Origin of the sequence: Mycobacterium parascrofulaceum ATCC BAA-614, assembly GCF_000164135.1 — a bacterium.
In the GTDB taxonomy this organism is placed as follows: Bacteria; Actinomycetota; Actinomycetes; order Mycobacteriales; family Mycobacteriaceae; genus Mycobacterium; species Mycobacterium parascrofulaceum.
In genome coordinates, this window is the sequence record NZ_GG770554.1 from 900743 (window position 1) to 927183 (window position 26441).

General features: G+C 68.9%; 25 protein-coding genes, 1 tRNA gene and 1 pseudogene. 16 read left to right on the top strand and 11 right to left on the bottom strand.

The genetic code is table 11. The features are described from left to right. Positions 1-273, bottom strand: a pseudogene (locus tag HMPREF0591_RS33455) (hypothetical protein); the annotation flags it as partial. Positions 274-332: 59 nt separating this feature from the next. Continuing rightward, complete coding sequence (locus HMPREF0591_RS14245) at positions 333-1967, bottom strand: adenylate/guanylate cyclase domain-containing protein (protein ID WP_007169281.1); 1635 nt, start codon at positions 1965-1967, stop codon at positions 333-335. Between the two features lie 45 nt (positions 1968-2012). Here HMPREF0591_RS14245 and nucS point away from each other — a divergent pair, with 45 nt between their 5' ends. Together nucS and HMPREF0591_RS14255 are read left to right on the top strand one after the other, a co-directional pair. After that, entirely contained in the window at positions 2013-2684 is a 672-nt protein-coding gene (nucS, locus tag HMPREF0591_RS14250) for an endonuclease NucS (RefSeq protein WP_040622538.1), read from the top strand. A gap of 22 nt (positions 2685-2706) precedes the next feature. Beyond that, positions 2707-3003 (top strand): hypothetical protein, encoded by a 297-nt coding sequence (locus HMPREF0591_RS14255; RefSeq protein WP_040622539.1) that lies wholly within the window; start codon positions 2707-2709, stop codon positions 3001-3003. A gap of 8 nt (positions 3004-3011) precedes the next feature. Here HMPREF0591_RS14255 and mce read toward each other — a convergent pair whose 3' ends face one another. Next, complete coding sequence (gene mce / locus HMPREF0591_RS14260; RefSeq protein ID WP_007169284.1) at positions 3012-3479, bottom strand: methylmalonyl-CoA epimerase; 468 nt, start codon at positions 3477-3479, stop codon at positions 3012-3014. A gap of 89 nt (positions 3480-3568) precedes the next feature. Between mce and HMPREF0591_RS14265 the strand changes: the two genes are divergently transcribed. Together HMPREF0591_RS14265 and HMPREF0591_RS14270 are read left to right on the top strand one after the other, a co-directional pair. Then, on the top strand, positions 3569-4750 hold the full coding sequence (locus HMPREF0591_RS14265; protein ID WP_007169285.1) for an acetyl-CoA C-acetyltransferase: 1182 nt from the start codon (positions 3569-3571) through the stop codon (positions 4748-4750). 193 nt (positions 4751-4943) lie between these two features. Further along, a complete protein-coding gene (locus HMPREF0591_RS14270) occupies positions 4944-5858 on the top strand; it encodes a tetratricopeptide repeat protein (protein ID WP_040622544.1) in 915 nt (304 codons plus the stop codon). Between the two features lie 81 nt (positions 5859-5939). On the opposite strand, the gene glgB is transcribed toward HMPREF0591_RS14270, so the two are convergent. Beyond that, on the bottom strand, positions 5940-8135 hold the full coding sequence (glgB, locus tag HMPREF0591_RS14275; protein WP_007169287.1) for a 1,4-alpha-glucan branching protein GlgB: 2196 nt from the start codon (positions 8133-8135) through the stop codon (positions 5940-5942). A 1-nt stretch (position 8136) separates the two neighbouring features. After that, complete coding sequence (locus HMPREF0591_RS14280; protein WP_007169288.1) at positions 8137-10251, bottom strand: alpha-1,4-glucan--maltose-1-phosphate maltosyltransferase; 2115 nt, start codon at positions 10249-10251, stop codon at positions 8137-8139. 343 nt (positions 10252-10594) lie between these two features. Here HMPREF0591_RS14280 and glgP point away from each other — a divergent pair, with 343 nt between their 5' ends. Next, positions 10595-13240: an alpha-glucan family phosphorylase gene (gene glgP / locus HMPREF0591_RS14285; protein WP_007169290.1), complete on the top strand. Its 2646-nt coding sequence runs from the start codon at positions 10595-10597 to the stop codon at positions 13238-13240. On the opposite strand, the gene HMPREF0591_RS14290 is transcribed toward glgP, so the two are convergent. Further along, on the bottom strand, positions 13224-15248 hold the full coding sequence (locus HMPREF0591_RS14290) for an ATP-dependent DNA helicase (protein ID WP_007169291.1): 2025 nt from the start codon (positions 15246-15248) through the stop codon (positions 13224-13226). The genes glgP and HMPREF0591_RS14290 overlap by 17 nt on opposite strands. 34 nt (positions 15249-15282) lie before the next feature. Next, entirely contained in the window at positions 15283-16596 is a 1314-nt protein-coding gene (locus tag HMPREF0591_RS14295) for a nicotinate phosphoribosyltransferase (protein ID WP_007169292.1), read from the bottom strand. A gap of 67 nt (positions 16597-16663) precedes the next feature. Here HMPREF0591_RS14295 and clpS point away from each other — a divergent pair, with 67 nt between their 5' ends. The 8 genes from clpS (at position 16664) to HMPREF0591_RS14335 (ending at position 22707) form a co-directional block, all read left to right on the top strand. Beyond that, positions 16664-16969, top strand: a complete 306-nt coding sequence (clpS, locus tag HMPREF0591_RS14300; protein ID WP_007169293.1) for an ATP-dependent Clp protease adapter ClpS — start codon at positions 16664-16666, stop codon at positions 16967-16969. Between the two features lie 25 nt (positions 16970-16994). Beyond that, positions 16995-17576, top strand: a complete 582-nt coding sequence (gene aosR, locus HMPREF0591_RS14305; protein ID WP_007169294.1) for an oxidative stress transcriptional regulator AosR — start codon at positions 16995-16997, stop codon at positions 17574-17576. Then, positions 17573-18637 carry a P1 family peptidase gene (locus tag HMPREF0591_RS14310; RefSeq protein ID WP_007169295.1) on the top strand — a complete coding sequence of 355 codons (1065 nt, stop codon included), beginning with the start codon at positions 17573-17575 and terminating at the stop codon, positions 18635-18637. The genes aosR and HMPREF0591_RS14310 overlap by 4 nt, the downstream gene beginning before the upstream one ends. A gap of 35 nt (positions 18638-18672) precedes the next feature. Next, the gene (locus HMPREF0591_RS14315) at positions 18673-19353 is read left to right on the top strand and encodes a rhomboid family intramembrane serine protease (RefSeq protein WP_007169296.1); all 681 of its coding nucleotides are present in this window, start codon (positions 18673-18675) and stop codon (positions 19351-19353) included. Beyond that, positions 19350-20165 (top strand): glutamate racemase, encoded by an 816-nt coding sequence (murI, locus tag HMPREF0591_RS14320; RefSeq protein ID WP_007169297.1) that lies wholly within the window; start codon positions 19350-19352, stop codon positions 20163-20165. Before HMPREF0591_RS14315 ends, murI begins: the two co-directional genes overlap by 4 nt. 184 nt (positions 20166-20349) lie before the next feature. After that, positions 20350-21132: a cyclic nucleotide-degrading phosphodiesterase gene (locus HMPREF0591_RS14325; RefSeq protein WP_040622549.1), complete on the top strand. Its 783-nt coding sequence runs from the start codon at positions 20350-20352 to the stop codon at positions 21130-21132. A 22-nt stretch (positions 21133-21154) separates the two neighbouring features. Continuing rightward, the gene (rph, locus tag HMPREF0591_RS14330) at positions 21155-21934 is read left to right on the top strand and encodes a ribonuclease PH (protein ID WP_007169299.1); all 780 of its coding nucleotides are present in this window, start codon (positions 21155-21157) and stop codon (positions 21932-21934) included. A gap of 173 nt (positions 21935-22107) precedes the next feature. Next, complete coding sequence (locus HMPREF0591_RS14335; RefSeq protein WP_244268897.1) at positions 22108-22707, top strand: DUF4395 domain-containing protein; 600 nt, start codon at positions 22108-22110, stop codon at positions 22705-22707. 37 nt (positions 22708-22744) lie between these two features. Here HMPREF0591_RS14335 and HMPREF0591_RS14340 read toward each other — a convergent pair whose 3' ends face one another. Next, positions 22745-23845, bottom strand: coding sequence for a ferritin-like domain-containing protein (locus tag HMPREF0591_RS14340; RefSeq protein WP_007169302.1), 1101 nt, complete (start codon positions 23843-23845; stop codon positions 22745-22747). A gap of 227 nt (positions 23846-24072) precedes the next feature. Between HMPREF0591_RS14340 and rdgB the strand changes: the two genes are divergently transcribed. After that, a complete protein-coding gene (gene rdgB, locus HMPREF0591_RS14345; RefSeq protein ID WP_007169303.1) occupies positions 24073-24675 on the top strand; it encodes an RdgB/HAM1 family non-canonical purine NTP pyrophosphatase in 603 nt (200 codons plus the stop codon). Between the two features lie 33 nt (positions 24676-24708). Here rdgB and HMPREF0591_RS14350 read toward each other — a convergent pair whose 3' ends face one another. Both HMPREF0591_RS14350 and HMPREF0591_RS14355 read right to left on the bottom strand, forming a co-directional pair. Continuing rightward, positions 24709-25050, bottom strand: a complete 342-nt coding sequence (locus tag HMPREF0591_RS14350) for a DUF3817 domain-containing protein (protein WP_007169304.1) — start codon at positions 25048-25050, stop codon at positions 24709-24711. After that, positions 25047-25427 carry a hypothetical protein gene (locus HMPREF0591_RS14355; RefSeq protein WP_040622849.1) on the bottom strand — a complete coding sequence of 127 codons (381 nt, stop codon included), beginning with the start codon at positions 25425-25427 and terminating at the stop codon, positions 25047-25049. The genes HMPREF0591_RS14350 and HMPREF0591_RS14355 overlap by 4 nt, the downstream gene beginning before the upstream one ends. Before the next feature lie 84 nt (positions 25428-25511). Between HMPREF0591_RS14355 and HMPREF0591_RS14360 the strand changes: the two genes are divergently transcribed. Both HMPREF0591_RS14360 and HMPREF0591_RS14365 read left to right on the top strand, forming a co-directional pair. Then, a tRNA-Leu gene (locus tag HMPREF0591_RS14360) sits at positions 25512-25595 on the top strand. 76 nt (positions 25596-25671) lie between these two features. Continuing rightward, the gene (locus HMPREF0591_RS14365) at positions 25672-25977 is read left to right on the top strand and encodes a hypothetical protein (RefSeq protein WP_007169306.1); all 306 of its coding nucleotides are present in this window, start codon (positions 25672-25674) and stop codon (positions 25975-25977) included. Here HMPREF0591_RS14365 and HMPREF0591_RS14370 read toward each other — a convergent pair. Then, positions 25974-26399 (bottom strand): thiol-disulfide oxidoreductase DCC family protein, encoded by a 426-nt coding sequence (locus HMPREF0591_RS14370; protein ID WP_007169307.1) that lies wholly within the window; start codon positions 26397-26399, stop codon positions 25974-25976. The two genes, HMPREF0591_RS14365 and HMPREF0591_RS14370, sit on opposite strands and share 4 nt — an antisense overlap. Positions 26400-26441: the final 42 nt, after the last annotated feature.

Below are 26441 nucleotides of genomic sequence, written 5' to 3' on the forward strand. Positions count from 1 at the left end.
GCCGGCACCGGCGCCGGAACCACCCGGTCCGGCGGTCGTGGCGCCACCGGGCCCGGTCTGGGGACCGCCGCCGCCCGGGGCTCCGGGCGTCGTGGCCGCGGGCGCCGTGGTGGTGACACTGGCCGGCGTCGTGACCGTCGTGGTGACGGTCGAAGTCGTGGGGTTCTTGTTGTCGTTGCTCGAGCCGCAGCCCGCGGTCAACGAACTCAGGGCGATCGCCGCGGCGATGCCCGCGGCGACCGAAACACGGCGGGCAGTTGCACTACCGGTCATGTCAACACCAATCTCTCGAGGGGCGATGTCCTAGTCCCCTTACCCACTCGGCTCCGAAATCAATCGCGCCGGGCCGACGCGTCGACGGGCTCGGCGGGCGAGGCCAGCCGGGTGGGACGTTCGTGCCCGCGCAGGGTCACGGTGTCGCCCAAAGACCAACGGGCGCGCTCGGTGTCGCTCGCACCCTCCAGGGCGTCGGCCGTCGCGAGCAATCGCCCCGGGTGCGACTTGGCGAGCTCGCACAGCCGGGAGGCCTCGTTGACCGGCCCGCCGATCACCGTGTATTCGAAGCGTTCCCTGGCGCCGACGTTCCCGGCGACCACTTGCCCCGCCGCCACGCCGATGCCGGCCTGGCACTCCGCGATCTCGCTGTCCAACCGCCCGGCGATACTGCGCGCGGCGGCCAGCGCCTGCTCTTCCGGGCGATCCAGACGATTCGGGGCCCCGAACACCGCCAGCGTCGCATCACCCTCGAACTTGTTGACCAGCCCGCAGTGTCGATCCACCTCTTCGACGACGATCGCGAAAAACCGGTTGAGCAGCTGCACGATCTCGGCCGCGGGCCGGCTGGTCACCAGCTTGGTGGACCCGACGATGTCGATGAACACGACCGCGACGTGGCGCTCTTCGCCGCCCAGTTTCGGTTTTTCCCGCTCCGCGGCCAGGGCGACCTCACGGCCGACGTGCCGGCCGAAGAGGTCGCGAACGCGTTCGCGCTCGCGCAGCCCGTCGACCATCGCGTTGAAACCGCGTTGCAGCTCGCCGAGTTCGGTGCCGTCGAAGACCACCAGGTCGCCGCGCAGATCACCCCGCTCGACGCGGCGGAGCGCCGCACGGACCACACGCACCGGAGTCGCGGTGAGCCAGGCCAGGATCCACATCAACAGGCACCCGAAGGTCACCGTGGCAATCGACACCATCAGGACGCCGACCGCGAACTGGGTTTCGGTCAGGTTGCGCATCAGGGCCTGGAAGCCCGCCAGGAAGGCGATGCCGAGAACGGGCAGGCCCGAGCCGAGGAACCACACCACCATGGTCCGGCCCATGATGCCGGAGGCGAATCGCCGCGGTGGTGGTCCGGCTTCGAGTGCCTGCGCGGCCGCCGGGCGCAGGGCGAACTCGGCGAGCAGGTAACTGCCGGTGGCGACCAGGATGCCGCAGATGCCCACCGCGATCAGGAAGCGCGGGATGAACAGCGTGTTGACCAGGCCGTAGAGCGTCGTCAGCACGACCGCTCCGACGCCCCACAGGATGAGGTCGAAGCGGGCGATCCGCCAGGGGGCCAGGAAGGTGTTGCGCTCGTCTTCCTCGGTCGGCGCCCTTTCCTCGATCGCCCAGCGCAGCGCGAGGACGGTCCGGCGGGTGATCCAGTACGTGCCCACCGCGAGCGCCAGCGCGATGTAGGCCGGTGACGCCGCGAAGGTGATCCACCACGGCGCGTCGTCGAACACGCTGGGCTGCGGAATGGCGACGGTGACCAGGAGCAGCGCGACGACGATGCCGATCAGGTTGGCGCCCAAGACCAGCACCGTCAGGATGACCTGGATGCGGATGCGACGACGTTGCTGGCTCTCGGTGACCCGCCCCAACAACAGGGAGCCGTACGCCGGGGTCTCCGGTAGCCGGCCGCTCTGACGGGTGACCGTCTCGAGCACCCGTCCGATGCGTTTCGCCAGGCTCTGGTTGGCCGACATGGTGGCGTCAGCCTAATTTGTCGGCCACGCTCTAAGGTGAGTCGGGTGCGTCTAGTGATCGCCCAGTGCACCGTCGACTACGTTGGCCGGCTCACCGCGCATCTTCCGTCGGCCCGCAGGTTACTGCTGTTCAAGGCCGACGGATCGGTCAGCGTGCACGCCGACGACCGCGCCTACAAGCCGCTGAACTGGATGAGCCCGCCCTGCTGGCTGACCGAGGAGACCGGCGACCAAGCGCCCGTCTGGGTCGTGCAGAACAAGGCCGGCGAGCAGCTGCGGATCACCGTCGAGGAGGTCGAGCACGACTCCAGCCACGATCTGGGCGTCGACCCCGGCTTGGTCAAGGACGGCGTCGAGGCCCACCTGCAGGCGTTGCTCGCCGAGCACGTGCAACTGCTTGGCGAGGGCTACACGCTGGTTCGCCGCGAATACATGACCGCCATCGGGCCCGTCGACCTGCTCTGCCGTGACGAGCAGGGCGGTTCCGTCGCGGTGGAGATCAAGCGGCGCGGCGAGATCGACGGCGTCGAACAGCTCACCCGCTACCTCGAGCTGCTCAATCGCGACAGCGTGCTGGCGCCGGTGCGGGGAGTGTTCGCGGCCCAGCAGATCAAGCCGCAAGCGCGCACCCTGGCCGTCGACCGCGGGATTCGTTGCATCACATTGGATTACGACAAGATGCGGGGGATGGATAGCGACGAATACCGGCTGTTCTGAGGGGCCCGGCTACGCTGGCGGTATGGCTCGGCGCCGCACACCGCCACGCCGGCAGCGGCCGTTGTCGCCGCCACCGGTCCTGCGCCGCGTCGAGGTGGGGCCCGACGGCCACGAGTACGAGGTGCGCGCCGTCGCTGCGGCCCGCGCGGTCAAGACCTACCGCTGTCCCGGTTGCGACCACGAAATACGCTCGGGCACCGCACATCTGGTGGTGTGGCCGACCGATTCGACACTGGGGGGAGCGGACGATCGGCGGCACTGGCATGTCCCGTGCTGGAGCCACCGCGGCACGCGCGGCCCGACCAGAAGGTGGTCGTGATCGCCGTTTTAGGCGGCCGGCTCGACCAGCTCGATGAGGACGCCGCCGGCATCCTTGGGGTGGATGAAGTTGATCCGCGAGTTTGCCGTGCCGCGGCGGGGGGCGTCGTAGATGAGACGGATGCCCTGAGAGCGCAGGTGCTCGATCACGCGGTCCAGGTCGCTCACCCGAACCGCCATCTGCTGGATGCCCGGCCCGCGCTTGTCGAGGAACTTGGCGATGGTCGAGGAGTCGTCGATCGGGGCCATCAGCTGAATCTGGGCGGTGCCGGCCGGGGCGCCGCGCACGGCCAGCATGGCTTCGCGGATTCCCTGGTCCTCGTTGACTTCCTCGTGCATCACGACCATGCCGAGGTGGTCGTGGTACCAGGCGATTGCCGCGTCCAGGTCGGCGACAGCGATGCCGACGTGATCGATCGCCGTCACCAGCGCGGAGGCCAGGACCTGACGGGCGTCAACTTGATCGGTCGTCATCACATAAAGGTAACCTGGCGGCAAAGATTGCGCTTCTCGGGGAGGCCGAATGGGCCGTCCAGGGGCGCCTCAACAGGCCTGAGGAGATAGTCATGACGACGTCGGTGATCGTTGCTGGAGCGCGCACGCCGATCGGCAAGCTGATGGGTTCGCTGAAGGATTTCTCGGCCAGCGACCTGGGCGCCATCGCGATCGCCGGCGCGCTGGAGAAGGCCCACGTGCCCGCCTCTGCGGTCGAGTACGTGATCATGGGCCAGGTCCTGACGGCCGGGGCCGGCCAGATGCCCGCACGGCAGGCGGCCGTAGCGGCCGGCATCGGCTGGGACGTCCCCGCGCTGACGATCAACAAGATGTGCCTATCCGGCATCGACGCCATCGCGCTCGCTGACCAGCTCATTCGCGCCGGCGAGTTCGACGTGGTGGTGGCCGGCGGGCAGGAGTCCATGACCAAGGCGCCGCATTTGCTGATGGACAGCCGGGCGGGCTACAAATACGGCGACGTCACGATCCTGGACCACATGGCCTACGACGGCCTGCACGACGTGTTCACCGACCAGCCGATGGGCGCGCTGACCGAGCAGCGCAACGACGTCGACAAATTCACCCGCCAGGAGCAGGACGAGTTCGCTGCGCGATCGCATCAGAAGGCCGCCGCCGCGTGGAAGGACGGCGTCTTCGCCGACGAGGTCGTGCCGGTCAACATCCCTCAGCGCAAGGGTGATCCGTTGCAGTTCACCGAGGACGAGGGCATCCGCGCCAACACCACCGCCGAGTCCCTGGCCGGCCTCAAACCGGCCTTCCGCAAGGACGGCACCATCACCGCCGGTTCGGCGTCGCAGATCTCCGACGGGGCCGCGGCCGTGGTGGTGATGAACAAGGCCAAGGCGGAGGAGCTGGGGTTGGACTGGCTGGTCGAGATCGGCGCGCACGGCGTCGTCGCCGGTCCGGACTCCACCCTGCAGTCGCAGCCGGCCAACGCGATCAAGAAGGCGCTCAGCCGCGAGGGGATCTCCGTCGACCAGCTCGACGTCGTGGAGATCAACGAGGCCTTCTCGGCGGTGGCGCTCGCCTCGACCCGGGAACTCGGCCTGGATCCCGACATCGTCAACGTCAACGGCGGGGCGATCGCGGTCGGGCATCCGATCGGCATGTCGGGCGCGCGGATCACGCTGCATGCCGCCCTGGAATTGGCCCGGCGCGGCTCCGGCTACGGTGTGGCGGCCCTGTGCGGGGCGGGCGGCCAGGGCGATGCGTTGATCCTGCGGGCGAAGTAGCGGCCCGGGCGAAGTAGCGGCCGCGGACGCCCCTCCGGCGTTGCTGGGGTGACGCGTTCGGGAATTTTTGTGATCTTCGTCATATATTGACGCGGCGGGCCCGTACGAGGCGCTTCTGCGCCGCCGAGGCGGTGCGGAGCGCCCCTCGCCACCGGGTGGATAGGTCCCCGACGCGCATGACAAACTTGACGGCGTGACCCGTCCGCGACCCTCGATTGGCCCCGCGCTGGCTGGTGCGGTCGACTTGTCCGGCCTCAAGCAGCGGGCCCAGCAGCAGCCCGCCGGCGGCACCGGCGGCGGCGCGACACCGGCCGCCGACGGTGGCGTTTCCGCGATCACCGAGGCCAACTTCGAGAGCGAAGTGCTGCTGCGGTCCGAGGAAGTGCCGGTCGTGGTGCTGCTGTGGTCACCGCGCAGCGACGCGTGTGTCCAGCTCGTCGACATCCTGTCCGGCCTGGCCGCCGAGGACAACGGCAAGTGGTCGCTGGCGACGGTCAACGTCGACGTGGCGCCCCGGGTGGCCCAGATCTTCGGTGTCGATGCGGTGCCGACCGTCGTGGCTTTGGCCGCGGGGCAGCCGATCTCGAGTTTCCAGGGCATGCAGCCGCCCGAGCAGTTGCGCGGCTGGATCGACTCACTGCTCTCGGCCACCGCCGGGAAACTCAGGGGCCCAAACAATTCCGGGGAACCCGCCGAGGTCGACCCGGAGCTCGCCGCGGCCCGTGAGCAGCTGGAGGCCGGCAACTTCGACGCCGCCCGGGCGGCGTATCAAGCGATACTGGACGGCGATCCGGGCAGTGCCGAAGCCAAGGGCGCCATCCGGCAGATCGACTTCCTGACCCGCGCGACCGCCCATTCACCGGACGCCCTCGCCGCCGCTGACGCGGCACCGGACGACATCGACGCCGCCTTCGCCGCCGCCGACGTGCAAATCCTCAACCAGGACGTCGGTGCGGCGTTCGAGCGCCTGATTGCCTTGGTGCGCAGCACGTCCGGGGACGAGCGCACGCGGGTGCGCACGCGGCTGATCGAGCTCTTCGAACTCTTCGATCCGGCCGACCCCGAGGTCGTCGCCGGCCGGCGCAACCTCGCCAACGCGCTCTACTGAGGTTCTTGGTCGGCGAGCAGACGCAAAATCGCACCCGTCCTCGCGTTCCAGCGCGATTTTGCGTCTGCTCGCGTGGCGGGCCTACTCGGGCTCCAGCCACAGGGCCGAGTTGGGCGGCAGCACCAGCACCGCGGAGGCCGGCCGGCCATGCCACGGGTCCTCGGTGGCGTCGACGCCGCCCATGTTGCCGATGCCGGTGCCGTTGTAGTCGGTGGCATCGGTGTTGAGCACCTCGCGCCAGCGGCCCGCGGACGGCAGGCCGAGCCGGTAGCCGCTGTGCTCGCTGCCCGCGAAGTTGAACACGCACGCCATGACCGAGCCGTCGCTGCCGTACCGCAAAAAGCTCAACACGTTGTTGGCCGAGTCGTTGGCGTCGATCCAGGAGTATCCGTCGGGGATGGTGTCCTGGCTCCACAGCGCCGGGCGACCGCGGTAGATCGCGTTGATGTCGCGCACGAGACGCAGGACTCCGTTCGAGAAGCCCTGCTCGTCGAGCTGCCACCAGTCCAGACCGCGTTCCTCGGACCATTCGGCGCGCTGGCCAAATTCCTGGCCCATGAACAGCAATTGCTTGCCGGGGTGCGCCCACTGATAGGCCAGCAGGCTGCGCAGCCCGGCGGCCTTGACGTGGTTGTTGCCCGGCATCCGGCCCCACAAGGTGCCCTTGCCGTGCACCACCTCGTCGTGGCTGATCGGCAGCACGTAGTTCTCGCTGAACGCGTAGAGCATCGAGAAGGTCATCTCGTGATGGTGGAAGCTGCGGTAGATCGGGTCGCGGCTGATGTAGTCGAGCGTGTCGTGCATCCAGCCCATGTTCCACTTCATCGAGAAGCCAAGTCCGCCAAGGTTTGTCGGCCGGGTGACGCCGGGCCACGACGTCGACTCCTCGGCGACGGTGACGATGCCCGGGGCGGACTTGTGCACCGTGGCGTTCATCTCCTGCAGGAACTGCACGGCCTCCAGGTTCTCCCGGCCGCCATAGATGTTCGGCGTCCAGCCGCCCTCGGGGCGCGAGTAATCCAGGTAGAGCATGGAGGCGACGGCGTCCACCCGCAGCCCGTCGACATGGTATTCCTCGAGCCAGTACAACGCGTTGGCCACCAGGAAGTTGCGCACCTCGTTGCGGCCGAAGTCGAAGACGTAAGTGCCCCAGTCCAGCTGCTCGCCACGCTTGGGGTCGGAGTGCTCGTAGAGCGGGGTGCCGTCGAACCGCCCCAGCGCCCAGGCGTCTTTGGGGAAGTGTGCCGGCACCCAGTCCACGATGACGCCGATGCCGGCGCGGTGCAGCGCGTCCATCAGCGCCCGGAATTCGTCGGGCGTGCCGAAGCGCGATGTCGGCGCGTAGTACGACGTGACCTGGTAGCCCCACGATCCGGCGAAGGGATGCTCGGCGACCGGCAACAGCTCCACGTGCGTGAACCCGTGCTCCACCACGTAATTGGTCAACTCCTCGGCGAGCTGCCGGTAGTTGAGCCCCGGGCGCCAGGAACCCAGGTGAACCTCGTAGGTGCTCATCGGCTCGAAGACCGGATTGCGTTGGGCGCGCCGTTCCATCCACTCGGCGTCCTGCCACTTGTATTCGCTGCGCGTCACGCGGGAGGCGGTGTGCGGCGGCACCTCGGTGGCGAAGGCCATGGGATCGGCCCGCTCGGTCACCACGCCGTCGGCGCCGTGCACGCGGAACTTGTACAGCCCGTTGGTGGGGAAGTCGGGCCAGAACAGCTCCCACACCCCCGAGGACCCCAGCGACCGCATGGGGGCGTCGCTGCCCGTCCAGCCGTTGAACTCACCGATCAGGCTGACGCCCTTGGCGTTGGGCGCCCACACCGCGAACGACACCCCGTGGACGACGCCGTCGGCGGTGGTGAACGAGCGGGGGTGCGCGCCAAGGACTTCCCAGAGCCGCTCGTGACGGCCCTCGCCGAACAGGAAGAGGTCGACCTCACCCAGGGTGGGCAGAAAGCGGTAGGCGTCGGCGACCGTGTACGGGTCGGATCCCTCGTATTTCACCTGCAGCCGGTAGTCGATCAAGTTGACGAACGGCAACGCCGTGGCGAACAGGCCGGATTCGATGTGCTGCAGCGGGTAGCGCTCCTCGCCGACGAGGGCGACCACCTCCACCGCGTGCGGGCGGAACGCCCGGATGACGGTGTGGTCGGCGTACTCGTGGGCCCCCAAGATGCCGTGCGGGTTGTAATGCGTGCCGGCCAGCAGGCGCGACATGTCGGCAGGATCGGGCGCCAGGTGAGTCCTGGCGAGTTGGTCGGCTCGGCTCATGTCACAATCCCTCCGGTCCGTTCGGTGGCCTACGGAGCAGCGTCGTTCGTGACTCGAGCGGTATCAGTGGCATGTTGATCACATGCGCGACCGCCCGCGCCGGGTCGATACGAACGTAATTGGCTTGCCCCCACTGGAATTCCTGCCCCGTGATTTCGTCGCGCACCCAAAATCGCTCGTAGGGTTCCATACCCAATGCCGCCATATCCAAAAACAGGGTGGCCTCCTCGGCGCCGAACGCGTTGAGCGTCACCACCACCAACACGCAGTCGCCGGTCGCCGGGTCGAACTTGCTGTAGGCCAACATCGCGTCGTTGTCCACCGCGTGGAAGTGGATGGTGCGCAACTGCTGCAGCGCGGGATGCAGACGGCGAATCTCGTTGAGGCGCGCGATGAACGGCTCGAGCGACCGGCCCTCGGCCAGCGCGCCGGCGAAGTCGCGGGGCCGCAGTTCGTACTTCTCCGAGTCCAGGTACTCCTCGCTGCCCTCACGCACGGCGCGGTGCTCGAAGAGCTCGTAGCCCGAGTACACGCCCCACGCCGGGCCCATGGTTGCCGCCAGCACCGCGCGGATGGCGAACATGCCCGGGCCGTTGTGCTGCAGGATCGCGTGCAAGATGTCGGGGGTGTTCACGAACAGGTTGGGCCGCCTGAAGTCGGCTGCGGCGGCGATGGCCGCGCCGAATTCGGTGAGCTCCTGCTTGGCGGTGCGCCAGGTGAAGTAGCTGTAGGACTGGGTGAACCCGAGCTTGGCCAGCCCGTACTGCCTGGCCGGCGGCGTGAAGGCCTCGGACAGGAAGAGCACGTCGGGGTCGATTCCCTTGGCCTGCGCGATCAACCACGCCCAAAAGTTCGGCGGCTTGGTGTGCGGGTTGTCGACCCGAAAGAACTTGACGCCGTGGTCCATCCAGTGCCGCACGACGCGCAGCACCTCGTCGTAGAGGCCCGCCGGATCATTGTCGAAGTTCAGCGGATAGATGTCCTGGTATTTCTTCGGCGGGTTCTCCGCGTAGGCGATCGTCCCGTCGGGCAGCTCGGTGAACCACTCGCGGTGCTCCCGCGCCCACGGGTGGTCCGGCGCGCATTGCAGCGCCAGGTCGAGCGCCACCTCCATGCCCAGCTCGCGCGCCGCGGCGACGAAGGCGTCGAAGTCCTCGATGGTCCCGAGCTGCGGGTGGATGGCGTCGTGGCCGCCCTCGTCGCTGCCGATGGCCCACGGGGAACCCACATCTCCGGGCGCCGCGGTCGGAGAGTTGTTGCGGCCCTTGCGATGTATCTTGCCGATCGGGTGGATCGGCGGCAGGTACACGACATCGAATCCCATTGCCGCGATGCGGGGAAGCTGGGCGGCCGCCGTGGCGAACGTGCCGTGCACGGGTTTGCCGTCGGCGTCCCACCCTCCGGTCGAGCGGGGGAACATCTCGTACCACGAGCCGAAGCGGGCCAGCGGCCGGTCGACCCAAACCCCGAATTGGTCGCCGCGGGTGACCAGGTCGCGCAACGGATACTCGGCCAGGATTTCGTTGATTTCCGGCGCCAGGGCCAACGCGGTGCGGGTGACCGGGTCGCCCGGGTTCCGCAACGCGGCGGCGGCCGCCAGCAGCGGATCGCGCCGCGCGCGCGGCACGCCCGTCGCGGCGCGCTCCAACAGCGCGGCGCCGACCAAGAGGTCGTTGGACAGCTCGGTCTCGCCTTGCCCCGCCTCGAGCTTGGCCACGAGCCCGTGCCGCCAGGACTCGATGGGGTCGCCCCAGCCGTCCACCCGGAAGGTCCACAGGCCGACGCGGTCGGGTGTGAATTGCCCGTGGAAGACGTAGGGCTCGACGCCCACCGTCATCGGCAGCAGCAGCGGCTTGACCCGTTGCTGGTCCACGCCTCCGTCGACCTCGGCGGCGGGCCTCGCGGGCGCCTGAACCGCCTTGATCCGGCGGGTTTCCGTCACCTGCGGATAGCGCGGCCCGAGATAGCGCACGACCAGAGTCGCCGCGACGGCCTCGTGGCCTTCCCGCCACACCGCCGCGCTGACCGGGATGGCCTCACCGACCACGGCCTTGGCGGGATACGCGCCGCAGGAGACGACGGGTTGGACGTTATCGATCTCGACACGACCAGGCACAACACTCCATCCGATTTGCCGGTTCCTCCTCGGCCCGCTTCGCGGACCGCATCGTCACCGACTGGTTCCGATTTCGCCGGTTCCTCCTCGGCCCGCTCCGCGCGGACTGCATCGTCGCCGGCTGGTTCCGATTGTGTGCGGACAAACCGCGGCGTGCTCGGTCGCGGCATGCCTCTCGTCTGGCGAAACTTCCTGTCGTGGGGAACTTCCTCCGCGGGGAAGCACCGTTGCGGCCCCAATAACTAACCGATACCCACCCTAGTGTCCGGTCACACCCTTGGCGGGAAAAGCGGTCTCCACCGCCGCCGTGCACGGGGCGAAATCCTCAGTAAGGTAAGGACGCGTGAAAGCCCTCCGCCGCTTTACCGTCCGTGCTCACCTTCCCGAACGGCTGGCCGCGTTGGACCAGCTTTCGACCAACTTGCGATGGTCGTGGGACAAGCCGACCCAGGAGCTGTTCGCGACCGTCGACGCGGAGCTCTGGGAGCGGTGCGGCTCCGATCCGGTGGCGTTGCTGGGCGCGGTGAACCCGGCGCGACTCGACGAGTTGGCGCTCGACGAGGCGTTCCTCGGGCGGCTCGATCAGTTGGCCGCCGACCTGAACGACTACCTGAGCCGTCCGCTGTGGTACCAGCAGCAGCAGGCCGACGGGCAGGCGATGCCCGCGGCCATCGCCTATTTCTCGATGGAGTTCGGCGTCGCAGAGGTGCTGCCGAACTACTCGGGTGGTTTGGGCATCCTCGCCGGGGACCACCTGAAGTCGGCCTCCGATCTCGGGGTGCCGCTGGTGGCGGTGGGGCTGTACTACCGGTCCGGGTATTTCCGTCAGTCGCTGACCGCGGACGGCTGGCAAAACGAGATGTACCCGTCGCTGGACCCGCAGGGCCTGCCGCTGCGGCTCCTCACCGATGCCGCAGGCGACCCCGTCCTCGTCGAGCTGACGCTTCCCGACTCCGCCCAGCTGCACGCGCGAATCTGGGTCGCCCAGGTGGGCCGGGTCCCGCTGCTGCTGCTCGACTCCGACGTCCCCGAGAACGAGCACGACCTGCGCAACATCACCGACCGGCTGTACGGCGGTGACCAGGAACACCGGATGCGCCAGGAGCTGTTGGCCGGCATCGGCGGAGTGCGGGCGATCCGTGCGTTCACCGCGATCGCAGGGCTGGCCGCGCCCGAGGTGTTCCACATGAACGAGGGGCACGCGGGGTTCCTCGGAGCCGAACGCATCCGTGAGTTGATGACCGATCCCGGACTGGACTTCGACACCGCGCTGGCCGTCGTGCGATCCAGCACCGTGTTCACCACCCACACTCCGGTGCCCGCCGGTATCGACCGGTTCCCGATCGACATGGTGCGGCTCTACTTCGACGGGCACCTCGGGGACGACGCCGGGAAGAAGACCGAGAAGGCCGGTGGCAAGAGTGCGTCCGCGCTGTTGCCGGGCGTGCCGACCGCCCGCATCCTGGCGCTCGGCGCCGAGGACGACCCGACCAAATTCAACATGGCGCACATGGGGCTGCGGCTCGCGCAGCGGGCCAACGGCGTCTCGCTGCTGCACGGCGAGGTGAGCCGGGCCATGTTCAACGAGTTGTGGTCCGGGTTCGACGCGGACGAGGTGCCGATCGGATCGATCACCAACGGAGTTCACGCGCGCACCTGGGCGGCGCCGCAGTGGCTGCAGTTGGGGCGCGAGCTCGCCGGGTCGGACTCCTTCGGCGATCCCGGCGTCTGGCTGCGACTGAACCAGGTTGATGCGGGCCATCTCTGGTGGATCCGCTCGCAGCTGCGCTCGCTGTTGGTCGACGACGTCCGGCGCCGGTTGCGCAAGTCCTGGCTCGAACGCGGCGCGTCTGACGCCGAATTGAGCTGGATCGCAACGGCATTCGATCCCAACGTGCTCACCATCGGGTTCGCCCGCCGGGTCCCCACCTACAAGCGGCTGACGCTGATGCTGCGCGACCCGGAGCGGCTCGAGCGTCTGCTGCTCGACGAGGACCGGCCGATTCAGCTGATCGTCGCCGGGAAATCCCATCCGGCCGACGACGGCGGCAAAGCGCTGATCCAACAGGTCGTGCGCTTCGCCGACAGGCCGGAGGTGCGCCACCGCATCGCGTTCCTGCCCGACTACGACATGTCCATGGCGCGCCTCTTGTACTGGGGTTGCGACGTCTGGCTCAACAACCCGCTGCGGCCCCTGGAGGCCTGCGGCACCTCCGGCATGAAGAGTGCGCTCAACGGCGGGCTGAACCTGTCCATCCGCGACGGCTGGTGGGACGAATGGTACGACGGCGAAAACGGTTGGGAGATACCGTCGGCCGACGGCGTGACCGACGAGGTCCGCCGCGACGACCTGGAGGCCAGCGCGCTCTACGACCTGCTGGAGCTCGCGGTGGCACCCAAGTTCTACGAACGTGACGAACACGGGGTGCCGCCACGGTGGATCGAGATGGTGCGGCACACCTTGCAGACGCTCGGCCCGAAGGTGCTGGCTTCGCGCATGGTGCGCGATTACGTGCAGCAGTACTACATCCACGCGGCGCAGTCGCTGCGCAGGATCGCCGGGCCCGCCGAGGACGGTGCGGACGGCGGCCAGTTCGGCGCGGCGCGCGAGGTGGCCGCCTATCGCCGGCGCGCCGAGCAGGCATGGCCCACCATCACCATCACCGATGTCGACAGCACCGGCCTGCCGGACACCCCGGTGCTCGGCTCCAAGCTCACCCTGACCGCCACCGTGGCGCTGGACGGGCTCGCGCCCGACGAGGTCACGGTCCAAGCGGTGGTGGGGCGGGTGGACGCCAGCGACGCGCTGCTGGACCCCGTCACCGTCGAGATGTCCTACACCGGCACCGCCGAAGGCGGCAACCAGGTGTTCTCGACGACCCTGTCGTTACCGCTGGCGGGGCCGGTGGGGTACACGGTGCGCGTGCTGCCCCGTCACCCGCTGCTGGCTTCCGGCACCGAACTGGGCCTGGTCACCCTGGCCCGCTGACCTCGGCGGGCGGCACCTCCGACGCGGCGCGCAGCCGCTCGAGTGCGGCGCGAACCTGCGCCGCGTTGGTGGTCTGCCAGAAGGGCGGCAGCGAGGCGCTCAGGTAGCCGCCGTAGCCGGCGGTCACCATCCGCGAGTCCAGCACCGCGACCACTCCGCGGTCGGTGACGCGGCGCAACAGCCGGCCCGAGCCCTGCGCCAACAGCAACGCGGCGTGGCTGGCGGCGACGGCCATGAAGCCGTTGCCGCCGCGCGCGGCCACCGAGCGTTGCCGCGCGCCCAGCAGCGGGTCGTCCGGTCGCGGGAACGGGATGCGATCGATGAGCACCAGGGACAGGGAGGGGCCGGGCACGTCAACGCCCTGCCACAGCGACAGGGTGCCGAACAGCGAGGTTTGCGGGTCGGCGCTGAACTGCTCGACCAGCGCGGAGGTGCTGTCGTCGCCCTGGCACAGCACCGGCGTCGACAACCGCTCGCGCATGGCCTCCGCCGCGGCCCGCGCGGCCCGCATCGACGAGAACAGCCCGAGGGTCCGCCCGCCCGCCGCGGTGATCAGCTCGGCGATCTCCGTCAGCTGCTCGGCCGAGCCGGTGCCGTCCCGGCCGGGTGGGGGCAGGTGGGCGGCCACGTAGAGGATTCCGGCCTTGGCGTGCTGGAAGGGGGAGCCGACGTCGACGCCGCGCCAGCGGACATCCTTGGGCTCCTGCCCGGCGCCGGGGGCGGTCAGGCCCCAGGCCGCCGCCATCGCGTCGAAGGAGCCGCCGATGGTCAGGGTCGCCGACGTCAACACCGTGGTGGAACGGGAGAACACCCGGTCGCGCAGCAGGCCCGCGACCGACAGCGGCGCCACCCGCAACACCGGGCGCATCGAGCCCCTGGTGTCCTCGTGGTCCAGCCATACCACCTCGGTGCGATCGGTGATCGCCGGGGCGAACGACGTCAGGACCCGCGAGGCCGTGTCGGAGATCTCGCTGAGTCCCGCCACCGCTTCGGCCCGGGCCGCGGCGGCCTTCGCGTCGCTGGTGGTGTCGATCGCCGAGCGCGCCGCGCTCGCCGCGTCCCGCAGGGCCGTCAGGTAGGTCGCGAGCTCCTCGTCGAGGCGGTCGATGCGGCCCGGGGTGCCGTCGTGGACGGCGGCGGCGAAGTTGGCCGACGCCGCCTCCAGGCGCTGGGTCAGTTCCGGATTCACCAACCGGGCGATCCGTCGGGCCGCCACGCCCAGGGCGGCGGGCGTCAGCTCGCCGGTGGCGACCGACGTCACCCGGTCCACCAGCTCATGGGCCTCGTCCACCACCAGCAGCGCGTGCTCGGGCAACACCGCCGACTCGGCGACGGCGTCGATAGCGAGCAGGGCGTGGTTGGTGACCACTATGTCGGCCGCACCGGCCCGCCCGCGCGCCCGTTCGGAGAAGCACTCCGAGCCAAACGGGCAGCGCGCCACGCCGACGCATTCCCGCGCCGAAACGCTGACCTGGGACCAGGATCGATCCGGCACACCGGGTTTCAGGTCGTCGCGGTCACCGGATTCGGTCGTCGACGCCCAGGCGGTGAGCCGTTGGACGTCGCGGCCCAACGCGGTGGCCGCCATGGGATCGAAGAGCTCTTCCTGGGGGCGACCGCCGTCGTCTTCATCGGCCTCGGCGCCGCCGTTGTGAATCTTGTTCAGGCACAGATAGTTTCGCCGTCCTTTGAGCAGCGCGAACTGCGGGCGGCGCGGGAGCGTGTCGGCGATCGAATCGATCAGCCTGGGCAGGTCGCGGTCGACCAGCTGCCGTTGCAACGCGATGGTGGCCGTGGAGACGACGACGGGTGAGTCGTCGTCGATGGCGCGCACGATCGCGGGCACCAGGTAGGCCAGCGATTTGCCGGTGCCGGTGCCGGCCTGCACAACGAGATGCTCACCGGTTGCGAACGCCTGCGCGACGGCGTTGGCCATCTCGAGTTGGCCGCCGCGTTCACTGCCGCCCAGCGCGGCCACGGCGGTGGCCAGCAACCCGGGCACGGACACTTCGGACGTGGCTACCCTCTTTTTCTCGGCGGTGCTAACGGCGGCCCGCGGGGATCAGCGTGGTTGGGATCGCCGGCTCACCCTGCGACAGGTTCAAACCCTCCCACGGCAGACTGCGCAGCCCGGAAGCTACCAGTTCCCGCGCCGCCGCCACACTCGGTTTGGCCACCACGCCGCCGTCGCGCACGAGCGGGACCGTCAACGGTCGCGACGGTTCGGTGACCGGCGGTCGCCGGCCCGCGGGGTAGACCAGCTCCTCGGTGACGGTGCCCGACGCGCGCGTCAGGCGCAGCGCCTCCTTGCGCCCACCGCGGGATTCCTTGCGGCTGCTGCGCTTCTGGACCGGCATCCCGTCCACCTCGACCAGTTTGTAGACCATGTTCGCCGTCGGCGCGCCCGAACCCGTCACCAGCGACGTGCCGACGCCGTAACTGTCGACCGGCTCGGCGCCGAGGGCGGCGATGGAGAATTCGTCGAGGTCGCCGGAGACCACGATGCGCGTGCCGGTGGCTCCCAACCCGTCGAGCTGGTCGCGCACCTGCCGCGCCAGCACCCCCAGCTCACCGGAGTCGATGCGGACCGCACCGAGCGCCTCCCCGGCGGCGGCCACGGCATTGGCCACGCCGGTCGTCACGTCGTAGGTGTCCACCAGCAGCGTGGTCTCGACGCCCAGCGCGTCCACCTGGGCGCGGAAGGCGGCCAGCTCGGTCACTTCGGCGGGCTCCCCGCTCGCGTGCAGCATGGTGAACGCGTGCGCGGAGGTGCCCTCCACCGGGATCCCGTACCGGCGCTGCGCTTCGAGGTTGGACGACGCGGCGAAGCCGGCGATATACGCGGCGCGCGCCGCGGCGACCGCGGCGTGCTCGTGCGTCCTGCGCGATCCCATCTCGATCAGCGGACGGTCCCGTGCCGCGCTCACCATTCGCGCCGCCGCCGACGCGACCGCGGTGTCGTGATTGAAGATCGACAGCGCCAGCGTCTCGAGTACGACACATTCGGCGAACGTGCCGGTCACCGACAGCACGGGGGAGCCGGGGAAGTACAGCTCGCCTTCGGCGTAGCCGTCGATGTCGCCGCCGAACCGGAAATCGCGCAAGTAGCGCAACGTATCTGGGTCGAGGAACTGGGCCAGCGACTGGCACGCCTCGTCGTCGAAGCCGAACTGCGGCAACGCTTCGAGCAGTCGGCCCGTCCCGCAGACCACGCCGTAGCGGCGGCCCTCGGGGAGCCGGCGTGCGAACAATTCGAAGGTCGTCGGTCGATCGGCGGTGCCGTCGCGCAGCGCGGCGGCCAGCATCGTCAACTCGTACTTGTCGGTAAGCAGCCCAGTGACCACCGGGTCATTCATTCCATAACGGTATCGGCTGCAGTCGGGGGCTCGGAAACCTCACCGTTCCCTCGGTATCGTGTAGAGCATGGTTGTTATGTCAGCGCCCACTAAGCCGGGCACTACAGGACAACGCGAGTCCGCTCCGGTAGACGCCACGGCGAGTCCCTGGGTCACCATCGTGTGGGACGACCCGGTCAACCTGATGACCTACGTGACATACGTGTTCCAAAAATTGTTCGGCTACAGCGAGCCGCACGCCACCAAGCTGATGTTGCAGGTGCACAACGAAGGCAGGGCGGTGGTGTCGGCCGGCAGCCGCGAGTCCATGGAAGTCGACGTGTCCAAGCTGCATGCCGCGGGTTTGTGGGCGACCATGCAGCAGGACCGGTGATCTGCGAGGGCTTCGGCGATTAGCTGTGCGCAAATGGAAGCGCGTCGAGACCGCGGACGGTCCCCGTTTTCGGTCCGCATTGGCCGCGCACGAGGCGGCACTGCTGAAGAACCTCGCTACCGCCATGGTCGGGTTGCTCGACGAACGTGAATCTTCCTCGCCCGCAGACGAACTCGAAGAGATCACCGGCATAAAGACCGGGAACAGCGACGCGCCGAGGGATCCGACGCTGCGCCGGCTGTTGCCCGATTTCGTCCACCCCGACGACGATGACTCGGCGGGTTCCGACGTGGCCGACAGCCTCAACGCCGCGCTGCGCAGTCTGCACGAGCCCGAGATCATCGACGCCAAACGCCTTGCCGCGCAACGCTTGTTGAACACCGTTCCCGACGACGGCGGAAGGTTCGACCTGAACGAGGACGATGCCAACGCCTGGGTGGCCGCCGTCAACGACATTCGGCTGACGCTGGGTGTGATGCTCGAGGTCGGGCCGGAGGGCCCGGAACGCCTGCCCGACGACCACCCGCTGGCCATGCACTTCGACGTCTACCAGTGGCTGACCGTGTTGCAGGAATACCTGGTCTTGGTGCTGATGGGGCCGCGATGAGCCCCGACGGCCGCCGGGCGAACGCCATCACCGACGTCGGCGGCATCCGCGTCGGCCACCATCACCGGCTCGACCCCGACGCGACCATGGGCGCCGGATGGGCCCGCGGCGTCACCGTCGTGCTGACCCCGCCCGGAACCGTGGGTGCGGTCGATTGCCGCGGCGGCGCGCCCGGCACCAGGGAGACCGACCTGCTGGATCCTGCCAACACCGTCCGTTACGTCGATGCCGTGTTGCTCACGGGCGGCAGCGCCTACGGCCTGGCCGCCGCCGACGGCGTGATGCGCTGGCTCGAGGAACGGGAACGCGGGGTGGCAATGGATGGCGGGGTGGTGCCCATCGTCCCCGGCGCGGTGATCTTCGATCTGCCCGTGGGTGACTGGGCGCTCCGCCCGACGGCCGAGTTCGGCTACCGGGCGTGCGAAGCCGCCGCGCGGGGCGAGGCCGCGCCGGACGTCGGGGCCGTCGGCGCCGGGGTGGGGGCGCGCGCCGGGGTCCTCAAGGGCGGCGTCGGGACGGCCTCGACGATGCTGCCGTGCGGGGTCACCGTCGGCGCGTTGGTGGTGGCGAACTCCGCCGGCGACGTCGCCGACCGGGCCACCGGCCTGCCGTGGATGGCGGACCTGATCCGGGAGTTCGCGCTGTGCCCGCCGCCGACCGAGCAGGTGGAGGCCCTCGCTCAATTGCCGACCGCGTCGGGACCGCTGGAGAACCCGCTCAATACCGTCATCGGGGTGGTGGCGACCGACGCGGCGCTGAGCGCGGCGGCGTGCCGGCGGATTGCCGTCGCCGCCCAGGATGGCCTGGCGCACACCATCCGCCCGGCGCACACGCCGTACGACGGCGACACGCTGTTCGCGCTCGCGACCGGGGCGGTCGAGGTGCCACCCCCGCCCGACACACCGGGCTCGTTTTCGCCGGAGATGCGGCTGGCGGCCGAGGTGGGTGCCGCGGCGGCGGACTGCGTGGCCCGCGCCGTGCTGGCCGGCGTGTTCGCCGCCGATTCGGTCGCGGGGATACCGACCTACCGCGACGTATTGCCCGGGGCGTTCCCCCGATGAGATCGTGCCCACCGCCGCGCCGGTAACCTGCAGCTATGGGTAAGACCACCCGGAGGCGACGCCCCGGCACACCGCCGGCGCAGGCGGGGCGGCCCGCGTGGGTGGTGGGCGGGGCCACGATCCTCACCTTCGTCGCGTTGCTCTACCTCATCGAGCTCGTCGACCAGTTGACGCGGCACTCGCTGGACGCCAACGGCATCAGGCCGCTCGAGGCCGACGGCCTGTGGGGGATCGTGTTCGCGCCGGTCTTGCACGCCAATTGGCAGCATCTGATGGCCAACACGGTCCCGCTGCTGGTGCTGGGATTCCTGATGACGCTCGCGGGGCTGAGCCGGTTCGTCTGGGCCACAGCGATCGTGTGGATCCTGGGCGGCTTCGGCACCTGGCTCATCGGCGACGTGGGCAGTTCCTGCGGGCCGACCGATCACATCGGGGCCTCCGGCCTGATCTTCGGCTGGCTGGCCTTCCTGCTGGTGTTCGGGATCTTCGTGCGCAGGTTCGTCGACATCGCGATCGGGCTGGTGGTGTTGTTCGCCTACGGCGGCGTGTTGCTGGGCGCCATGCCGGTGCTCGGCAGGTGCGGTGGGGTGTCCTGGCAGGGCCACCTCTGCGGCGCGATCGCCGGCGTCGTGGCCGCGTATTGGCTGTCCGCTCCGGAACGCAAGGCACGTGAGAAGAGGCGGGCCGGCACGGCCACGCCGCGAGCCAAGTCATGAGCTCGTCGTTGGCTCCCGTCGGGATCTTCGACTCCGGAGTCGGGGGTCTGACCGTCGCGCGGGCGATCATCGATCAGCTGCCCGACGAGGACATCGTCTACGTCGGCGACACCGGCCACGGGCCGTACGGGCCGCTGACGATCCCGGAGGTCCGCGCGCACGCGTTGGCCATCGGCGACGACTTGGTCGGGCGCGGGGTCAAGGCGTTGGTGATCGCGTGCAACACCGCGTCGGCGGCCTGCCTGCGCGACGCGCGCGAGCGTTACGACGTGCCGGTCGTGGAGGTGATCCTGCCGGCGGTGCGGCGTGCCGTCGCCACCACGCGCAACGGCCGCATCGGGGTCATCGGCACGCAGGCGACCATCAACTCGCACGCTTATCAGGACGCGTTCGCCGCCGCCCGCGACACCGAGGTCACCGCGGTTGCCTGTCCGCGCTTCGTCGACTTCGTCGAGCGCGGCGTGACCAGTGGCCGCCAGGTGCTCGGACTGGCCGAGGGTTACCTCGAGCCGCTGCAACGCGCACAGGTCGACACGCTGGTGCTCGGCTGCACGCACTACCCCCTGCTGTCCGGGTTGATCCAGTTGGCGATGGGCGAGCAGGTGACGCTGGTGTCGAGCGCCGAGGAAACGGCGAAGGAAGTGCTTCGGGTGCTCACCGAGCGCGACTTGCTGCGCGCGCATGAAGCGCCGCCCGCCACCCGGGTCTTCGAAGCCACCGGCGACCCCGAGGCCTTCACCAAGCTGGCGGCGCGGTTCCTGGGCCCCGCGGTCACCGGCGTGCAACCCGTTCACCACGTGGGGATCGACTAGTGCGGATGGTGGCGACCCACGTCGCCCGGCTTCGCCGCGCTCGTGATCGCCACGGGCCGATGGTGGCGACCCACTTCGCCCGGCTTCGCCGGACTCGTGATCGCCACGGGCCGGTGCCCACGAGATTCTCATCACACCAATGCGGCGATGTTTTCGTCACGGTTGTATCGGGCATGGCACAGTAGTGTCCGTGCGAATAACCGTGCTCGGCTGCTCGGGCAGCGTGGTGGGGCCGGATTCGCCCGCGTCGGGTTATCTGCTCCGGGCACCGGACACTCCGCCGTTGGTTCTCGACTTCGGCGGGGGCGTGCTGGGCGCGCTGCAGCGCTACGCCGATCCCGCCTCCGTGCACGTGCTCCTCACCCATCTGCACGCCGACCACTGCTTGGATCTGCCCGGCCTGTTCGTGTGGCGGCGCTACCACCCATCACGCCCGGACGGCAAAGCGCTGCTCTACGGTCCCGGCGACACCTGGTCTCGGCTCGGGGCGGCGTCGTCACCGTACGGAGGCGAAATCGACGACTGCTCAGACATTTTCGACGTTCGACACTGGGTCGACGGCGAACCGGTGACCTTCGGCTCGCTCACGGTGACGCCGCGGGTGGTGGCCCACCCGACGGAGTCCTACGGGATGCGGATCACCGATTCCACCGGCGCGTCGTTCGTCTACAGCGGTGACACCGGCGTCTGCGACCAGCTCGTCGAGCTGGCCCGTGACGCCGACGTCTTTCTCTGCGAGGCCTCCTGGACGCACTCGCCGGATCGCCCGCCCGCTCTGCACCTGTCGGGCACCGAGGCCGGCAGGACCGCGACGCAGGCCGGTGTGCGCGAGCTGTTGCTGACCCACATCCCGCCGTGGACCTCGCGCGAGGACGTGATCAGCGAGGCCAAGGCCGAGTTCGACGGCCCCGTGCATGCGGTGGTGTGCGGCGAGACGTTCGATATCCGCCGCTCTGAGAGGGTCTGAGCATCCGCGTTAGGGTGGCGTCGTGACCAGACGAGAAGACGGCCGCCTCGACGACGAGCTCCGCCCCGTAGTCATCACCCGCGGGTTCACCGATCACCCGGCGGGGTCGGTACTCATCGAATTCGGCCACACCAAGGTCATGTGCACCGCCAGCGTGACCGATGGGGTGCCGCGCTGGCGCAAGGGTTCGGGCCTGGGGTGGCTGACGGCCGAATACGCGATGCTGCCGTCGGCCACCCACACGCGTTCCGACCGCGAGTCGGTGAAGGGGCGGCTGTCCGGACGCACCCAGGAGATCAGCCGGCTGATCGGCCGGTCGCTGCGCGCCTGCATCGACCTGGCGGCGTTGGGGGAGAACACCATTGCCGTCGACTGCGACGTCCTGCAGGCCGACGGCGGCACCCGCACCGCCGCCATTACGGGTGCCTTCGTCGCGCTGGCCGACGCCGTGACGTACCTGGCCGCGGCGGGCAAGCTCTCCGATCCCCGGCCGTTGTCGTGCGCCATCGCGGCGGTCAGCGTCGGGGTGGTCGACGGTCGGATCCGGGTGGACCTGCCGTATGAGGAAGACGCCCGGGCCGAGGTCGACATGAACGTCGTCGCCACCGACACCGGCACGCTCGTGGAGGTGCAAGGGACCGGCGAGGGGGCGACGTTCCCCCGCTCGACGCTGGACAAACTGCTCGACGTGGCGCTGGCGGCATGCGACAAGTTGTTCGCCGCCCAGCGCGAGGCGCTGGCCCTGCCATATCCGGGCGAACTGCCCGAGGGGGCCCCGCCGCCGAAGGCGTTCGGCAGCTGAGCCGGCGGTCGGTCGCCGCCCATGGTCACGGCGCGGTGGCATCACTGCGCCTTAGCGTCGCCATTGTCGTCGGCTCAAAGTCCAAAGCCTTGCGCATTACCGTTCTGGTAAACTAAATCAACACTCATCAATTTGGCAGCAGCCAATGTTTCACCCCCTTTTAGGATCAATCGATGGTTAGTCGGCCAGCCCCACTTGAACATGCCTTTCTCAATACCCCGTGGTGGGCAATGGGGCAGATGACGCGGTCACATACGGAACCGCGGATCAACGAAGTCGCGACCCGCGCAAGGGCGGGTTTGCTCAATATCATCTCGGCAATCACGATCGCGTTATTGCTGTTGCGCCCGGAAACCGACCCGGTGATCATCGTTGGCCCATTCGTGCTGTTTGATATGTTGGCCGCGGCGGTAACCGGCTTAACTCCATTCAGCCCCACCGGCATTCTCGGCACGGCGCTGACGATGAACATTCGTCCGGTGTGGAAACCAACGCGGCCGAAACGGTTTGCCTGGTTGCTGGGTGCCGGTCTCGCAGCGACGTGCCTCGCCATGCGCCTCTTGGGGGCGTCGCCCGTAGCGATGGCGGCCGTTGTCGCGGTCTGCTTTGTTCTGACATGGTCGGAGGCCACGTTGGGATTTTGCGTGGGCTGTTACATGCACAAATTGATTTGGGGCTGCCAAGACTGCGAAGTCCCATATGTCAGGGGAATAGCCCCGGGGCCGGCGATAAACGCGGAAACTCCAGCAATAAACTTGGAAAGTCACGCGTAGATCGGGTGAATCACCCGATCGTCGAGCCCGGCTTGGGTTAGCTCGCGCCCGCCGCGATCACCTGGTCCACCTCGAGGGCGCGGTCGGCCATCTCGGCGTGTGCCTTGTCCAGAGCTTCGGCTTGGTCTTCGTCGGCCTTCATCAGCGCCTCGATGTCGAAGTTGGCCATGTCGTGGACACCCATGTCCCGGAACGCCCTCTGCACCTTGTCGCCCCACAGCCCGATGTCCTTGACGATCGGCACGATGCGGCTGAACAGGTGTGAGCGGAACTGGATCATCAGCGGCGAGGTGTCGACCCACTCGGCACACGCCTTGACGTCCAAGCCGAGCGTCTCGAAGACCTCCTCGCCGCGGAACCGGTCGCGCATCAGGTAGCAGGCGTCCACGACGAACTCCTCGCGTTCGTCCCGCTCGGCCTCGGTCAGCGCGGAGTAGTAGTCCTTGAGCGAGATCCGGCCGAAGGCGACGTGCCGGGCCTCGTCCTGCATGACGTAGGCCAGCACCTGCTTGGCCAGCGAATCCGGCGCGGCCATGTCCCGCAGCACCCCGAAGGCGGCGAGTGCGAGGCCCTCGATCAGAACCTGCATGCCGAGGTAGGGCATGTCCCAGCGCGAGTCGCGCAGGGTGTCGTCCAACAGTGCCGTCAGGTGCTTGTTGATCGGGTAGACCAGGCCGGCCTTCTCCTGCAGCAGCCGCGAGAACGCCTCGACGTGCCGGGCCTCGTCCATGGTCTGGGTGGCCGCGTAGAACTTGGCGTCCAGGTCCGGCACGACCTCGACGATCTTGGCCGCGCACACCATCGCGCCCTGCTCGCCGTGCAGGAACTGCGAGAGCTGCCAGGCCTGGAAGTGCTGGCGCATCTCGGCGCGCCGCGCGTCGTCGGCGGCGTCCCACATCGGGCTGCCGAACAGCGGATGGAATTCGTCGGGCAACCCGACCGGGTTCATCGGGTCTACGTCTTGCGCCCAGTCGATGCGCGACTGCGCATCCCACTGCTTGTCTTTTCCCTTCTGGTACAGCGACAGCAGTCGGGCGCGCCCCTCGTCGTACTCCCAGGTGAAGCGCGCGTTGCCGGCGCTGGGGACCTCCCACGAGTACGGGGAGGGCACGTCGGTGTACTTGTCCCTCGTGGTCATGAGCCGCCCTTCTCTACCTGGTATGACCAGTGGTCATATGACGGGTATCACATTGCGCCGCGTCCGGCGGCGCTGTCAACCCTCTGGAACCGGGAATGGCTCGCTGGCCGGTGCGCGATATCGCTGGACCGGGCCGCGGGCGAACGTCGGCGCGGACCTTCCGGCTAATTTGTTGTCGTGTGGGTAGCGGTTCTTGCGGAGGTGACGGCGATGCGTCGGATCAAGCGGTGACCGAACTCTTGGTCGCGAGCCGCAATCCCAAGAAGCTGCGCGAATTGCGCCGCGTCCTCGACGCGGCCGGCTTGACGCGGCTGGCGTTGCGGTCTCTGCGCGACGTGCCGCCCTTCGAGGAGGCGCCCGAAACGGGCGCGACCTTCGAGGACAACGCGTTGGCCAAGGCGCGGGATGCCTTCGCCGCGACGGGCATGGCTTCGGTGGCCGACGACTCCGGTCTGGAGGTGGCCGCGTTGAACGGCATGCCCGGCGTGCTGTCGGCGCGCTGGTCGGGCACGCACGGCGACGACGCGGCGAACACCGCGCTGTTGCTGGCGCAGTTGCGTGACGTGCCCGACGAGCGTCGCGGCGCTGCGTTCGTGTCCGCCTGCGCGCTGGCGGGGCCGTTCGGGGAGGTCGTCGTCCGCGGCGAGTGGACCGGCAGCATCGCCCACGAACCCCGCGGCGACGGCGGCTTCGGTTATGACCCGGTCTTCGTTCCCGACGGCTCCGATCGCACCGCGGCGCAGCTCAGTCCCGAAGAGAAGGACGCGGTCTCCCATCGCGGCCGCGCCCTCGCGCAGTTGGTGCCGGCGCTCCGCGACCTGCCTAGCTAGCGCCGGCCGGGCGGGAAGCTGGCCGCTCGAGCACTACAGCCCGAAGCGGGCCTTGACGTCCCTGGTCTGGAAGTGCTCGACGATGATGCCCAGCAGCGGGATCGTCCCGGCGAGCAGCACGCCGATCGTCTTGGGAATCGGCCACCGCACCTTGACCGCCAGGTTGAACGCGGTCAGGACGTAGACGAAGTACACCCAGCCGTGCACCACCTCGATCCAGCGGATCTCGTGGTGCAACACCAGGTGGGAGAAGATCTCGTAGCACAGCGCGATCAGCCACAGACCCGTCGCCCACGCCATGACCCGGTAGCCGAGCAACGCGGTGCGGATCTTCTCGACGGGGAAGGCCGACGCCGATTTCTCCGGTGTGGTCATGCGGTGGTCCTGTTCTGTTTTTCGGTGTCTTGTCTGGCGAGCTCGGCGAGGTAGGCGTTGTACTGGGCCAACGCGGGATCGTCGGACGGCTGGTGCGCCGGCGCGGGGCGCTCGGGCAGCAAGCCCGCGGGTATCTCGGTCTGGGCGGCGTCCTGCTCGGGCTCCGGCGGCATCTCCTCATAACGCACGTATTTGCGGTACGCGTACACGCAGAACCAGGCGAACAGCGGCCATTGCAGCGCGTAGCCCAGGTTCTGGAACGTGCCCGAGACAGACTGGAATCGGGTCCACTGCCACCAGCCCAACGCCAGGCAACCGCAGGCCGCGACGATCACCAAGGCGATCAGAGCGGGCCTGCGACGACGGGTGGTGGACACCCCTTGAAGGTACCGCTCACGATTTGGGTCCGACGAATTCGCCGACGGGTCGGTCCCGGTGCCGAGCGGTACGATCGGCACGCTGCGGGCGTGATGAAATTGGCAAACATGCCGGCTTTAGGTGCCGGTGCTCGGGAGAGCTTGAGGGTTCGAGTCCCTCCGCCCGCACTGATGTTGGCCATCGCGAGGCGTTAAACCCCGTGTGCGGGGTACATGCACTCCACGGGGACGCAAGGGAGACGCCATGGCCACCGAAAACCAATGCGAGCATGCCCTCACCGCGAAAGATGCGGAACTGGCCGAGCGCAGGGCCGGTGAGGCTCGCGAACGCGCCGCGCACGCGGGGCTCTCGGCCGCTCGCAGCCTCGAGGAATCGGCCCTCAGACACGAACGGGTGGCGCGGGTGCAAGACCGGGCCGTCGAGCAAGGCGTGTCGCATGTGGGCGTTCACCGCGATTCGGCGGCCCATCATCGCGAATTCGCGGCCGAGGATCGCAAGCTGGCCGAGCTCAAGCGAAAAGAGTCCGAGGCCGACCTGGCCGTCGATTAAGCGTCCAGGAAACGCGCGCGCACTTCTGGCGGGGGAACCGGGCACGTGTCGTACTTGCCGAAGATGCGGTAGCGGATGCCGGCAACCTTGTCGTAAAGCCAGTCGCGCACGGGGGCCGGGATGATCCGGGCCACCCCGAACAGCTTCCACGGGCCGCCGAGGTAATCGACCACTCGCATCGCGGCGGCGGATCGGACGGCCACCCGCTCCTCCGGCTCGCCGGGTTGGTCGACGAAAACCACTGAGTCCACGTCTTTGATGGTGGGGTGCCGCGCGACGACAGCCTGGGCGTAGTCGCTGTCGAGGGCCGCGAAGCGCAGGGTGCCGTGGGGATCGAACCGAAGTATCGTCCGCACCGCCGAGTTGCAGACGCCGCAAACTCCGTCGTAGAGCAAGACGGGAGACACCGTTTCACCGCTCATACCTCCAGGCTACGGCGATGCCGGCCGCTCGGGTTGACCTTC